Genomic DNA, 12,077 nt, shown 5'->3' with positions numbered 1-12,077 from the left:
CACGACGAGGTCACTCAATGGCGGAGTCCGGCCAGCACCAGACGAGACGAGACCGCCGCATTACTGCGGCAGCACTTCCAGCGTGGCGGAGTACGACAGGCGACGCTGCTTGGCCTGCTTGACGCTGGATTTGTCGTCCTGCGTGCTGGCGTTGATCCAGTACATGCCAGCGTGCGGCCAGTTGAGGTTGAACTTGCCGTCCTTGCCGGTGGTGACGTCGATCTCATCTTGCGCGTTGCGGTAGCGTGTCTCGCCCGCGATGGCGGCAACCTTCAGTCCAGCCGCCGGCTTGCCATCGAGCAGCAGCTGGAACGTTGCCGGCTCGCCCGCGACAAGATCGGTAAACGCGGTGACCGGCACCAGCTCAAGGCCCTTGCCGCTGGGCTTAAGCGCGCCGTCGTTGGGCTTGCCGTTGGTCACGAAGGTTTCCACGCGATTGATCGACTCGGACACCTCTACGTTCTTCGCGCCCGCAGGGATCTCCTTGGCGAGATTGGCCGGCTCGCCACGCCAGCGCTTCTTCTGGCCGTCCAGTTCATAGCTGGCGAACACACCGCCGCTGACGGCAGCGATCTTGTAGGTGCCCTGCTGGGTCAGGTGCACGTCGAACACGCTTCGGTACTGGCCGGCAAGTGCGTTTTCCGATTTGGCCGTCTGGCCGTCCGGCGCGGTGATGATCACGCGATCCAACGCCACCGGCATGTGATCGGGATAGAACAGGTCATTGGACACGGCAGCATCCACCGTTACCCAGGGATCGGCACCGGAGACATTGGTGGCTGAAGGCACCATCCACATCTTGTGCGCCTGCGCGGCCAGCGGCAGGGTCATCGCCAACGCCAGCACGCTCCACTTCAACGATCGCTTCATCATGATGCTGTCTCCTGCGTGCTTAGGGGGCGAGATCGAGCTTGATCGCGCCAAGTTCACTGCTGCCTTTCGCCGCCAACTGCTGTGGTGCAGAAGCCGGCCAGGTGAAGGGCACGCGCACCACTTCGCGGCCACCTACTTCACGCGCGGCTTCGACCACCAGTTCGTACTTGCCGGCCGGCAACTGACTCAGCGGCGCCTTGCCTTCGTGGAAACTCAATTTCTGCTCGCCCGCCGGACGCGTCGCACCGGATACGCCATCCACCGGCATCTGCAAGTCCCGGCCACCGCGGCGCCACCACTGGCGCAGCTCAGGCAGCCACTTGGTGCCTGCGCCTTCCTTCGATTCCTTCTGCGCGTACCAGACCGCCAGCTGCGCGGCGACGCTGTGGTCCTCGCGCTCGACCCACACCGCCGTGTAGGGACGGTGGTACTCGGCCACATCCATTTGCGGAATCTGCACGGTGACATTGAGATCGGCCGCCACGGCAGGCGCGACAAGCAGCAAGGCAGGCATGGAGAACAACAATCGACGCATGGGCATTCCCCGTCAATGAATGAAGATCAGTGCCAGCAGCAGCGGCAACACCAGGCCGAAGGCCACCAGCGGCCAGGTAGCGCCGCGCTGCGTAGCGTGCATTTTCAACAGCAGCAGGCCAGTGACCGAAAAAATCACACAGGCCAGCGCGAACACATCGATGAACCAACCCCACGCCGGGCCGGCGTGGCGTCCCTTGTGCAGATCGTTGAGATAGGCGATGACGCCGCGCGTGCTGCGCTCGGCTCCCACCTTGCCACTTTCACGGTCGATGCTGAGCCACGCATCGCCCCCGGGGCGCGGCATCGACACATAGATTTCGTCGGACGACCAGTCGGCATCGCGACCCGCTACATCGATGTCCAGCGTGGTGCTTATCCAATCCGACACGGCAACCGGGACGGGCACACCTTTGCGCTCGTTTTCACCAGCAACCGCCTTTAGCAATGGCGCGGGCAACTGCGCGTTGCGATGCACGGTCTGCGCTTTCGCTTCGATCTGTCCGGCGTGATTGAGCGTGAAACCGGTGGCGGCGAACAACAACATGCCGACCAGGCACAGCGCCGAACTGATCCAGTGCCACTGATGGAGTTGCTTGAGCCAGAACGCCCGCTGGCTTCCGACCCGGTTCGTGCCACCCGTGTTTTCACGCGACCGCGTCGCTGGTTCCATGCCCGTCTTCTTGCCTGTCGAATCCGCGCCGATTCTGCATGACGGGCCATGCAACGATGGCGCGCGCAAGCTGTCCCAGTACCTTGTCGGGGCGCTAAGCTGCCGCTAGCCGCGGCACTCCCCGACATCGAGCTGGGATCTTGCCACAAATGAGAATCACTCGCAATTCAGCACCCCGCCCCGCTGGATCGTTTCACACCTCCGTTTCCGCCCCCATTGGATGCATGCATGCGCATATTGATCGCCGAGGATGATCCCTCCATTGCCGCCGGCGTCAGCGCCTCGCTGCGCCAGGGCGGTCACGCGGTGGATTGCGTCACGGATGGCGCCAAGGCCGATGCGGCCCTGCGCGACACGCCTTACGACCTGCTGATACTCGACCTTGGCTTGCCCAACCTCGATGGCGCCGACGTGCTGCAGCGGCTGCGCAAGCGCGGCACCGGGCTACCGGTGCTGGTGATCACTGCGCGCGAAGGCCTGCGCGAGCGTGTGCGCGTGCTCGATCTGGGTGCCGATGACTACCTGGTCAAGCCGTTCGCTCTGGCCGAATTCGAAGCGCGCGTGCGTGCCCTGTTGCGCCGCTATACGGCGCAGGGTGCACCCGAACTGACCATCGGTCGGCTGCGCCTGGATTTGCCCGGTCATCGCGCGTGGATCGACGACACGCCGCTGGAACTGACCGCGCGCGAGTTCGGCCTGCTCGAAGCACTGGCCGCACGGCCGGACCGCGTCACCAGTCGCGCGCAGCTGGTGGAGGCACTCTGCAGCTGGGACGAAGAGCTCACCGACAACGGTCTGGACATTGCCATCTACCGGCTGCGCCGCAAGCTGACGGACTCCGGCACCCAGGTGCGCACGATCCGTGGCCTTGGCTATCTGCTCGAAGAAGTAAAGGAAGGCAAGGAAACCAAGGCATGAACGATCAGGCGTCGCCTGCACAGCCCTGGCTGTATCGGCTGATCGAGCCCGACGGCCGCCCCAGCCTGCGCCGCCGCCTGCTCTCGTCCCTGCTGGTGCCGCTGATGCTGTTGCTGGTGATGGAGAGTCTGGTCACCTACAGCGGCGCTCTCATCTATTCCAATCACGTACACGACCGCGACCTGGCGGACGACGCCACGACGCTGGCGCAGATGCTCAGCCAGGAAGACCTTGGTGGACAGGTCTCGCCACAGGCGCGTTTTCTGCTGGAGTACGCCCCGGAAGGACACAACTATTTCAATGTCAGCAGCCTGAAGCATGGCCTGCTGGCCGGCACACCCGAGTTGATGCCCACGTCGTTGAAGGCCGCCTCGCTGGACGGCGAACCGGCGCTCTTCAACACCACGCTTTATACAGCGACGCAAAAGCGCCGCGAGTTGCGCGCCGCTACCGTGCGCATCCCCAACCTGCACGATCCCAGCGACCAGCTCACGGTCACCATGGCCGAGACGTTCCGCGACCGACATCAGCGTGCGCGCGAAATCCTGCTGCTGAGCATTCCCGCGCAAGCCATCCTGATCGCCAGCGTATTCATTTTGGTGTTGTACGGCGTGCGCGTAGGCCTGCGGCAACTCGATCCGCTCACCGCCCGGCTGGCCTCGCGCGAGCACGACCTGGCGCCCATCGGCGATGCCGACGTGCCCGTGGAGATCCTGCCGCTCACTCGCACCATTGACGGCTTGTTCGCTCGACAACGCGGCATGCTGGCGCTGCAGGAACGCTTCATTGCCGACGCCGCACATCAGTTGAAGACGCCGCTTGCCGGTTTGCGTGTGCATGTCGAACGCGCGCAGGCGGATCCAACCAAGGAAACCGTCAACGATGCTCTGCAACACGTTCTCAGGCTTACCCAGCGCGCCAGTCGCATTTCCAGTCAGCTGCTGGCACTGACCCGTGCGCAATCGCCGGAATCAACCGAACCGGGCACCCGCTGCCTGCTCGACCTCGCCCAGCTGATACCCGAACTGCTCGGCCTGCGCGTGCACGAAGCCATCGCCGCGGGAGTGGACCTTGGCTACGAAGGACCCGCAGGCCCCGTCTGGATCGACGGCGACCGCCTCTCTCTGCAGGAGATGCTGGACAACCTGATCGACAACAGCCTGCGCTACGCCGGCCGCCACAGCATCGTGACCGTGGGTGTATCCGTCGTGCCCGCAGGCGCGTGCCTTAGCGCGGAAGACAACGGCCCTGGTGTGCCACCGGCGTTCCTGGAACGCCTGGGCGAGCGTTTCTTCCGCGTACCCGGCGTCAACGAGGAAGGTACCGGCCTGGGTTTGGCAATCGTGCAACGCATCGCCGAACGTCATCGCGCGCAAGTACGTTTTCTCAACGGAACCGGCGGCGGGCTGCGCGTAGAGATCGTGTTTCCGCCCGCACGCACCACGAAGGCATAGGCTTCGCGAAAAAATACGGCGACGCATAGGCGTCGCCGTCGTCACACATCCCCTGCATGGGAACTTCTTGAGACAAACCATCAACAAAACGCCGCGGGATATCTACCCCGCGGCGTCGCATTACATTGCCTTTTTGGCCTTGGTCAGCAGCTGGTCGAGCAGCGCAATGGCCAGATCGATTTCTTCGTGCGTGATGTCCAGCGACGGCGCGAACGTAATCACGTTCTTGTACCAGCCACCCACATCGAGCACGAGGCCGATCTTCTTACCGTTGTGCTGCAGGTCGCCGGCCAAGCCGATGTCGACCATCTTATCCAGCAGCGCCTTGTTCGGCGTGAAGCCATCGTCGGTGCAGATTTCGGCGCGCAGCGCTAGCCCTAAGCCGTCGACGTCGCCGATTTCCTTGTGACGCTTCTGCAGGTCCTTGAGTGCATCGAGGAAGTGCGCACCCTTCTCAGGCACAGTCTTCTCGTAGTTCAGCTCGTAACCCATCTTGATCACTTCCAGACCCAGCGCGGTACCCAGCGGGTTGGAGTTGAAGGTGCTGTGGGTGGAGCCCGGCGGGAAGATGGTCGGATTGATCATCTCTTCGCGCGCCCACAGACCCGACAGCGGGTTGAGGCCGTTGGTCAGCGCCTTGCCGAACACGATGATGTCCGGCGTCACGCCGAAGTGCTCGATCGACCACAGCTTGCCGGTGCGCCAAAAACCCATCTGAATTTCGTCGACCACCATCAGGATGCCGTACTGGTCCAGTACCTTCTTCAGGTCCTTGAAGAAGTTCATCGGCGGAATGACGTAGCCGCCGGTGCCCTGGATCGGCTCGACGTAGAAGGCGGCGTATTCAGCCTGGCTGACCTTGGGGTCCCACACGCCGTTGTATTCGGTCTCGAACAGGCGCGCGAACTGGCGCACGCATGCATCGGAGTATTCCTCCGGCGTCATGCCCTTCGGACGACGGAACGGATACGGGAACGGCACGAACATCGCGCGCTCGCCAAAGTGGCCGAAGCGGCGACGGTAGCGGTAGCTCGAGGTGATCGACGAGGCGCCCAGCGTGCGACCGTGATAGCCGCCTTCGAAGGCGAACATCAGGCTCTTGCCGCCGGTGTAGTTACGCACCAGCTTGAGCGAATCCTCAACAGCCTGCGCACCACCGACGTTGAAGTGCACGCGGCCCTTCAGACCGAATTTCTGCTGCGCGTCGACCGCAATGGTCTTGGCCAGCTCGATGCGGGTCTGGTGCAGGTACTGGCTGGCGACCTGCGGCAGCACGTCGATCTGGCGCTTGAGTGTGTCGTTGAGGCGCTTGTTGCTGTAGCCGAAATTGACCGCCGAGTACCACATCTGCAGGTCGAGGAACGGCGTGCCAGCGGTGTCGTACATCCAGCTGCCTTCGCCGTGGCGGAAAATCTTCGGCGGGTCGACGTAGTGCACGGTGTCGCCGAAGGAGCTCCACTCAGCCTCATCGGCCAACAGCTGCGCGTCGGGAATCACGACGCCAGCGTTCTTGTCGTATACGTTCATCTAAGGAAATCCGGAAACGTTCAAAAAATGGGGACGATCGGGTGGGGACCCGATCAGAAAGAAGAAACGGCCAGCGCAGGCTCAATCGGCGTGTGTTCGGCCAGCAGGCTGCCATCGAGCAGGCGCGGCAGCAATTCCAGCGCGTCCTCGAAGCCGGTGATCGGTACATAAGGAATGCCAGCAGCACGGCAGTGCTCGATCAGGCGATGCTTGGCGAACACGAAATCGACTCGGTCGGCAGCGCAGAAATCCGAAGCGCCATCGCCGATCAGCAACGTCTTGGTGCCGCCCTTGCTGGCCTGCGCGGCCACGGCGCATTTGCAGGTGCCACTGCGGCAGCCATCGGCCTGGAACGGCGAAGTCAGCTGCCACTGGCGCGGCGGCGTCGCCGGGGCCAGATGGTTGGCCGCCAACGGCATATCGTCCAGGCCATAACGGCCGAGAATCTTGTGGATGGCGTAATCGAGGCCGTCGCTCACGACGCGGATCGGCGTGGACAGCTCGCGCGCACTCTTTACGAAATCCGGGAAATGATGGTCGATCCACAGCGAGGACAGGTGCTTGTCCAGCTCCTCGCGGGTCATGTCCAGCAGGCCGACCTGGCCAGTCATGCATTCGCGCGAGCCAATACGGCCGGCGCGCCAATCCTGCTCCAGCGCTTCCCACCCGGGGCGGCCGAAACGGTCAAGCAGCGAGTCGATCACGTCCTCGACCGAAATGGTGCCGTCGAAGTCGCAGAGGATGGTCCAACCAGTCACGAGATAAAGCTCCGCATCGCAGGATAGCGACACGATAGGTACCCCCCCCTTTCGGCCCCCTTTCTTTCCGAAAGATACTGCGCATGTCGCCAGGGCCCTGCATCGGTCCCCGTGCGTCTCAATAAGGCTGATGAAGGGTACCTCCGGTATGCTTGGGCGTCTCTTGGCGCTGCCGCCGGTCACAAGCTCCCCCACTTGTCACCTGAACATCCAGGAATTTCGTGTTTCAGCGTCGAAACAAACTGTATCCGTCGAACAGGGACGTTATGCCTCTCCGGCTCCATCGACAGCTCGCTACCGGCCTGCTGGCATGCGTGCTGGTGGCGCTGGCCGGCTGCTCGGTCGCACCGCTACCCGAGCTCAAGCCGCCTGTGCCCGATGCATGGCGCAATGCACCAAGTGCGGTCGTGCCGCCGTCAGCGGATCTGCATGGATGGTGGCAGGCACTGGGCGATCCCGATCTTGATGCGCTGGTCGACCGCGCGCTGCAGGGCAACCTGGATTTGGCTCAAGCCGCCGAACGCATGCGTGCGGCACGCCTGCTGAATCGCCACGCGCACGATCCGTATCTGCCTTCGCTGCACGGCCGGACCAACGACGTCATCGACCCCGATACCACGGCCTCCTATTTCGTGGCCGGGTTCGATGCGTTGTGGGAACTGCCCTTGTTCGGCGCATGGCAAAGCAGCGCGCGAGTCGCACAGGGACAGCTCGATGGCGCCAATGCGGCGCTACAAGGTGCTCGCGTGTCGCTGGTTGCCGAAGTGAGCCGTCGCTGGATCGAACTGCGTTCCGCGCAACAACAGGCGCGACTGCTTACGGCCATTCACGACGCCCAGCATGAAAAGCTCAAGCTGCTGCAGGTCCGCCAGCAGCTGAAGCTGGTGCCACCCGTCGAAGTTGCCCGTGCACAGGCAGAGCTCGCTCGCGCCGAAGCCGCGCTGGCCGAGCCGATGCAGACGATCAACAGCAGCGCCCAGCAGCTGGCCGTATTGGTCGGCCAGAGCGAGCCCGATCCGCAGTGGCTGCAGCCCGGTGCGCAGCCACGGCTCGGCGAATGGCAGCTGACAACGGCGCCGGCGGACATGCTTCGTGCGCGCCCGGAAATCGCCAGTGCCGAAGCCGAAGTGCTGCGCGCAGCCGGCGAACTGGGCCTGAGCCGTGCGGACATCTATCCGCATATTGGCTTGGGCGCGTCGCTGCAATGGTCGGCCAATATCGCCAGCAATTACCGCGCGCGTACCGGCGAAGCCATCTTCTCGTATGGCCCGATCATCGACATCCCTTTGTTCGACTGGGGCCAGCGCGTGGCCAATGCCCATGCCAAGGACCACGAACTGCGCGCCGCCGTATTGGCGTACCGGCAGGCCGTGCTGCAAGGCGTCGCCGAGGCGGAAACCGCGATGGGCGACCTGGAACAGTTGCGTGGTCGCGAAGCAGCATCGCAACAAGCCTCCCAGGCCATTCAGACCAGCATGGACGCGCTGCGCAGGCGCGCCGAACTTCACCTGAGCAGCAACCTGGACATCCAGGATGGGCTGATCGAAGGCCACCGCGCGGAGATGGAAGCAGTGAGCGCGACCGCCGCGCGTGATCTGGCCTATGTCGCGCTGTACAAGGCACTGGGAGGCGCGCCCGTGCCCAACCCACCGTTGCCACGGAGCCTCGACTGATGGTCGCGCTGGCACGCAAGACCCTGATCTACGAATGGCGCCGCTTCCTGCCCGCCATTCTCGCGGTGGGTTTCGCCGGCCTGCTGCAGCTGCTGCAGGCCGCGCTTGTGCTCGGCATTTTCGGCAGCGCGAGCGTCTACATCACCGGCTCCTCGGCGGATCTGTGGGCCGGTTATCCCGGCACACAAAGCGTCAACCTCGGGCGCTCGATCGATTCTGGCGTTGAAATGCGACTGCGCATGGATCCTGCCGTGACCGCGGTGGAACCCTTCCATTGGGTGGACGCCGATTGGCGCGGCCCCAACGACACCGGCGGCGTCTCGGTGTTCGTGTCGGGCATCAATGCACGACCCGACGGCATGCTGTTCGCGCATGCGTTGTCCCCTGCCCTGCGCGCGCGCCTCAACGAACCCGATGCGGTGATCGTTGATCGCGCCGATCTGGACAGCCTCGGCGTCGGCGTCGGCGATACCGCTGTAATCAACGGCCATCGCGTACGCGTGGTAGGTGTCAGCAAGGGCCTGCGCGCGCTCGGTGGCGTCAACGTGGTGGCTTCGCTGGCTACCGCCACGACACTGGACACCGATCCGTCCAACGCCAATCGCATGACCTATTTCGTGGCCAGGCTGCACAATCCGGCCGAAGCCGATGATGTCGCGGCGCGACTGCGCGGCAACCGCGCGTTCGGCAATTACGACGTATGGACGGCCAAGGATTTCGCCCGCCGCTCGCAGCTCTACTGGATGTTCGACACCGGCGCCGGTGCCGGCGTGCTGTTCCTGGCCGGCATCGTGTTCTTGGTCGGCGCGGTCATCACCAGCCAGACGTTGGTCGCCGCCGTGATTGGCTCGGTTCGCGAGTACGCCACGCTCAACGCACTGGGCGTAGGTGTGGGGGAGTTGCGCAAAGTGGTAATGGAACAGGCGTTCTGGGTGGGCGCACTAGGGTTGCTCGGCAGCACCGTACTCGGCGGGCTCGCGCTGGTGCTCGCACGCAGCCGCAGCGTGCCGGTGGAGCTTGGCCCGTGGACCACGCTGGCCTGCCTGGCGCTTGGCATGGGCCTGGCGATTGTGTCCGGCCTGGCGGCGATGCGCAGCCTTCGCCGGGCCGATCCGGCGACGTTGCTGAGGTAAGTGATGAACCAGTCAGCTACGCACTTGCCTTCCATTTCGTTGCAGGCACGCAACGTGACCAAATCGTTCACGTCCGGCCCGATGCACAACACTGTGCTGCACGACCTCACGCTGGATATCCACGCAGGCGAGCTGACCCTGATTTCCGGTCCATCCGGTTGCGGCAAGAGCACGCTGCTGGCCATCCTTAGTGGACTCCAGCGTCCCGACAACGGCCAGGTCGCCGCGCTTGGCCAGGATCTGGGTGAACTCAGCCTGCGTGCGCTCGAACGCTTCCGCCTGCAGCACACCGGTTTCGTCTTTCAGGGCTTCAACCTTTTTCCGGCCCTCAATGCACTGGAACAGGTGGAACTGCCGCTGAGCTATCTCGGCCTTGCGCCAGGAGAAGCGAAACGGCGCGCCGTGGCCTCATTGGAAGAAGTAGGTCTGGGACCTCGCATGGGGCTGCGTCCATCCGAACTTTCCGGTGGCGAGAAGCAGCGCGTGGCCATCGCACGTGCGCTCGCCAAGGAGCCGGGCCTGCTGTTTGCCGATGAGCCAACCAGCGCACTGGATGCGGCGAACGGACAAATCATCATCGACATGCTGCATCGCATCGCACGCACGCATGGCACCACCGTGCTGTGCGTCAGCCACGACCCGCGCCTGGTTGGCCACGCCGATCGCGTGCTGGCCATGGAGGATGGCCGTATCCTTAGTGACCGTGTGCCATCTCCGACATCGACGCCGACGTCTGGCATCGAGGAACCTTCAGCATGACCCTGCGTCCGTTCTACCTGCTGCTTGCCCTGTCCCTTGCCGCATCGCTGCTGGCTGCCTGCTCGCACGACGATGCTGGTAACGCCGGCGCGCCAGCGGCCGCCACGCCCGCCTACGCGGCGGTCGCGCGCGGACGGGTCGATATCGAGGGTGGCTTGCTCAAGCTGAGCATGCCGCGCGAAGGGGTCGTGGCTGAGATCAAGGTGCGCGAAGGCGACCACGTGCACAAGGGACAGCTGCTGGCCGTGCTCGATACCCGACCGGCACAGCTGGCGGTGAATGCGGCCGAGGCCGAGCGCAAGCAGGCGCAAGCGCAGGGCAATGTGCTCCAGACGCGCCTCAAGGCAGCCCAGCAGCGCGCCAGCCGTCTCGCCGCCGCCGCGGCTGCCGGTGCCGGTGATGGACAGAGCGCCGACGACGCGCGTGATGCCGCCCAGCAGCTGCGGGGCGAGCTCGACAATGCCCGCGCGACCGAAGCCCTGTCCGCGCAGAGGCTCGATGCGGCACGCTACGAGCTGGCTCAGCGCAGCCTGGTCGCGCCGGTCGATGCACAGATTGTCGAACGCGATATCCAGCCGGGCGCTGTGGCATCACCCCAAGGCGGCGCTGCGTTTGTCCTTCTGCCGGAGGAAGCGCGCATCGTGCGCGCCGAACTCAATGAATCGTTCGTGGGCGCGGTGCGCGAAGGCATGCACGCCCAGGTCGTCGACGACAGTGGCAGCGGCGCCCCGATTCTGCGCGCACATGTGCAGCGTATCGGCACCGTGTTTGGTCCCAGTGCACTGGAAGAGGACCCGCTGATTCGCGCCAATACGCGCACGGTGGAGTGCGTACTTGCGTTCGACCAGCCGCCACCGGCTTCGTTGCGCATCGGCCAGCGTGTCATCGTGCAGTTCGTTGCCGACACGAATCCGCCGACCAAGCCCGGCCCCTGATTCGTATCGCATGTTTCGTCGCAGTCCCCTTCCCGCGCCCCTACGGCGCACTGCCGCCCTGATGCTGGCGCTGGCAGCCTCGTTCACCGCCAGGGCTGACAATGTCACCGACTCTCCCAGTGAGTTGCTAGGCGCGGGTGTGCAGCGCATGCCAGCATGGATGGGTTCGAACGAGCACCGCGATCAGGTCGTTCCATACATTCAGGCCGAATTGCCCTGGCACATCACGCTGTCGACTCTGGACGGCCTCACCGTTGACCTGATCCACTCGGAGCACTGGCACGGTGGCTTTTACGGCAACTACCAATGGGGCCGCGAGCGCAGCGAACTTGGTTCGCCACTCGGAGGCGTCGTCGACTCGCTCTCGCCGCGACTCAATGCGGGCGGCTATCTCGAATACCAGGCCACGGTGCAACTCAGTGTGGGCGCTACGCTGAGCCACGACACACAGGGTGCTGGCGCCTACCTCAATGTGTATGCCGATTACGATCTTCCCGCCATCGGCTATCTGGAACACAGCGTGCAATTGCAGTGGCAGGGGATGAACGGCCCAGCCATGCGGCGTTTCTTCGGCGTCACACCAGACCAGGCTGCGCAGTTGGGCGTTTTACCGTGGTCGCCCGGTGCCGGTAGCCAGCAGATAGCCGCCGAATACGACGCCTACATGCCCACCAGCCTGCATACCGGCTTTGCACTTGCGATCAACTACACCCGCCTGCTCGGCGAGGCGGCGGACAGCCCGCTGGTCCGCCATTTTGGTACGCCAAACCAGGTGACGACGACCCTGGCGTTCGTCTATCGCCTTTAGTCAGCAGTGAGTGAAGCGGAAGGGAAAACGCT

12 protein-coding genes are annotated in these 12,077 nt (G+C 64.1%); 7 read left to right on the top strand and 5 right to left on the bottom strand.

Annotated features, from left to right (window positions below; all coding sequences use genetic code 11):
* Positions 1–60: 60 nt before the first annotated feature.
* The 3 genes from AC3CBN_RS10185 to AC3CBN_RS10175 are packed head-to-tail and all read right to left on the bottom strand — an operon-like array spanning position 61 to position 2,080.
* Complete coding sequence (locus AC3CBN_RS10185; RefSeq protein ID WP_488636707.1) at positions 61–870, bottom strand: DUF4198 domain-containing protein; 810 nt, start codon at positions 868–870, stop codon at positions 61–63.
* Between the two features lie 22 nt (positions 871–892).
* On the bottom strand, positions 893–1,408 hold the full coding sequence (locus AC3CBN_RS10180; protein WP_488632917.1) for a DUF2271 domain-containing protein: 516 nt from the start codon (positions 1,406–1,408) through the stop codon (positions 893–895).
* A 12-nt stretch (positions 1,409–1,420) separates the two neighbouring features.
* Positions 1,421–2,080, bottom strand: a complete 660-nt coding sequence (locus AC3CBN_RS10175; RefSeq protein WP_488632916.1) for a PepSY-associated TM helix domain-containing protein — start codon at positions 2,078–2,080, stop codon at positions 1,421–1,423.
* Positions 2,081–2,308: 228 nt separating this feature from the next.
* On the opposite strand from AC3CBN_RS10175, the gene AC3CBN_RS10170 reads away from it, so the two are divergent.
* Both AC3CBN_RS10170 and AC3CBN_RS10165 read left to right on the top strand, forming a co-directional pair.
* On the top strand, positions 2,309–2,998 hold the full coding sequence (locus AC3CBN_RS10170; RefSeq protein ID WP_488632915.1) for a response regulator: 690 nt from the start codon (positions 2,309–2,311) through the stop codon (positions 2,996–2,998).
* A complete protein-coding gene (locus AC3CBN_RS10165; RefSeq protein WP_488632914.1) occupies positions 2,995–4,452 on the top strand; it encodes a sensor histidine kinase in 1,458 nt (485 codons plus the stop codon). Before AC3CBN_RS10170 ends, AC3CBN_RS10165 begins: the two co-directional genes overlap by 4 nt.
* Before the next feature lie 120 nt (positions 4,453–4,572).
* Here the strand turns inward: AC3CBN_RS10165 and AC3CBN_RS10160 are convergent, their stop codons facing one another.
* Together AC3CBN_RS10160 and AC3CBN_RS10155 are read right to left on the bottom strand one after the other, a co-directional pair.
* A complete protein-coding gene (locus tag AC3CBN_RS10160; RefSeq protein ID WP_488632913.1) occupies positions 4,573–5,979 on the bottom strand; it encodes an aspartate aminotransferase family protein in 1,407 nt (468 codons plus the stop codon).
* Positions 5,980–6,032: 53 nt separating this feature from the next.
* Positions 6,033–6,770 (bottom strand): MtnX-like HAD-IB family phosphatase, encoded by a 738-nt coding sequence (locus AC3CBN_RS10155; protein WP_488632912.1) that lies wholly within the window; start codon positions 6,768–6,770, stop codon positions 6,033–6,035.
* 233 nt (positions 6,771–7,003) lie between these two features.
* On the opposite strand from AC3CBN_RS10155, the gene AC3CBN_RS10150 reads away from it, so the two are divergent.
* From AC3CBN_RS10150 to AC3CBN_RS10130, 5 genes are read left to right on the top strand one after another with little or no spacing between them, the layout of a single operon-like run.
* Positions 7,004–8,410 carry a TolC family protein gene (locus AC3CBN_RS10150; RefSeq protein WP_488632911.1) on the top strand — a complete coding sequence of 469 codons (1,407 nt, stop codon included), beginning with the start codon at positions 7,004–7,006 and terminating at the stop codon, positions 8,408–8,410.
* On the top strand, positions 8,410–9,543 hold the full coding sequence (locus AC3CBN_RS10145; protein WP_488632910.1) for an ABC transporter permease: 1,134 nt from the start codon (positions 8,410–8,412) through the stop codon (positions 9,541–9,543). The genes AC3CBN_RS10150 and AC3CBN_RS10145 overlap by 1 nt, the downstream gene beginning before the upstream one ends.
* A gap of 3 nt (positions 9,544–9,546) precedes the next feature.
* Complete coding sequence (locus AC3CBN_RS10140) at positions 9,547–10,302, top strand: ABC transporter ATP-binding protein (RefSeq protein WP_488632909.1); 756 nt, start codon at positions 9,547–9,549, stop codon at positions 10,300–10,302.
* A complete protein-coding gene (locus tag AC3CBN_RS10135; RefSeq protein WP_488632908.1) occupies positions 10,299–11,237 on the top strand; it encodes an efflux RND transporter periplasmic adaptor subunit in 939 nt (312 codons plus the stop codon). Before AC3CBN_RS10140 ends, AC3CBN_RS10135 begins: the two co-directional genes overlap by 4 nt.
* 10 nt (positions 11,238–11,247) lie before the next feature.
* Positions 11,248–12,045 carry a MipA/OmpV family protein gene (locus AC3CBN_RS10130; RefSeq protein ID WP_488632907.1) on the top strand — a complete coding sequence of 266 codons (798 nt, stop codon included), beginning with the start codon at positions 11,248–11,250 and terminating at the stop codon, positions 12,043–12,045.
* The last annotated feature ends 32 nt before the right edge of the window (positions 12,046–12,077 follow it).

It is taken from the genome of Dyella sp. OK584 (assembly GCF_057787755.1).
Note: the sequence above shows the minus strand (reverse complement) of the source record. Positions and strands in the feature narration are given on the sequence as shown.

Coding starts and splice junctions, on each gene's coding strand:
- AC3CBN_RS10170 (WP_488632915.1), top strand. CDS start 2,309: ATGCGCATATTGATCGCCGAGGATGATCCCTCCATTGCCGCCGGCGTC.
- AC3CBN_RS10140 (WP_488632909.1), top strand. CDS start 9,547: ATGAACCAGTCAGCTACGCACTTGCCTTCCATTTCGTTGCAGGCACGC.
- AC3CBN_RS10160 (WP_488632913.1), bottom strand. CDS start 5,979: ATGAACGTATACGACAAGAACGCTGGCGTCGTGATTCCCGACGCGCAG.
- AC3CBN_RS10130 (WP_488632907.1), top strand. CDS start 11,248: ATGTTTCGTCGCAGTCCCCTTCCCGCGCCCCTACGGCGCACTGCCGCC.
- AC3CBN_RS10145 (WP_488632910.1), top strand. CDS start 8,410: ATGGTCGCGCTGGCACGCAAGACCCTGATCTACGAATGGCGCCGCTTC.
- AC3CBN_RS10165 (WP_488632914.1), top strand. CDS start 2,995: ATGAACGATCAGGCGTCGCCTGCACAGCCCTGGCTGTATCGGCTGATC.
- AC3CBN_RS10185 (WP_488636707.1), bottom strand. CDS start 870: ATGAAGCGATCGTTGAAGTGGAGCGTGCTGGCGTTGGCGATGACCCTG.
- AC3CBN_RS10175 (WP_488632916.1), bottom strand. CDS start 2,080: ATGGAACCAGCGACGCGGTCGCGTGAAAACACGGGTGGCACGAACCGG.
- AC3CBN_RS10135 (WP_488632908.1), top strand. CDS start 10,299: ATGACCCTGCGTCCGTTCTACCTGCTGCTTGCCCTGTCCCTTGCCGCA.
- AC3CBN_RS10180 (WP_488632917.1), bottom strand. CDS start 1,408: ATGCGTCGATTGTTGTTCTCCATGCCTGCCTTGCTGCTTGTCGCGCCT.
- AC3CBN_RS10150 (WP_488632911.1), top strand. CDS start 7,004: ATGCCTCTCCGGCTCCATCGACAGCTCGCTACCGGCCTGCTGGCATGC.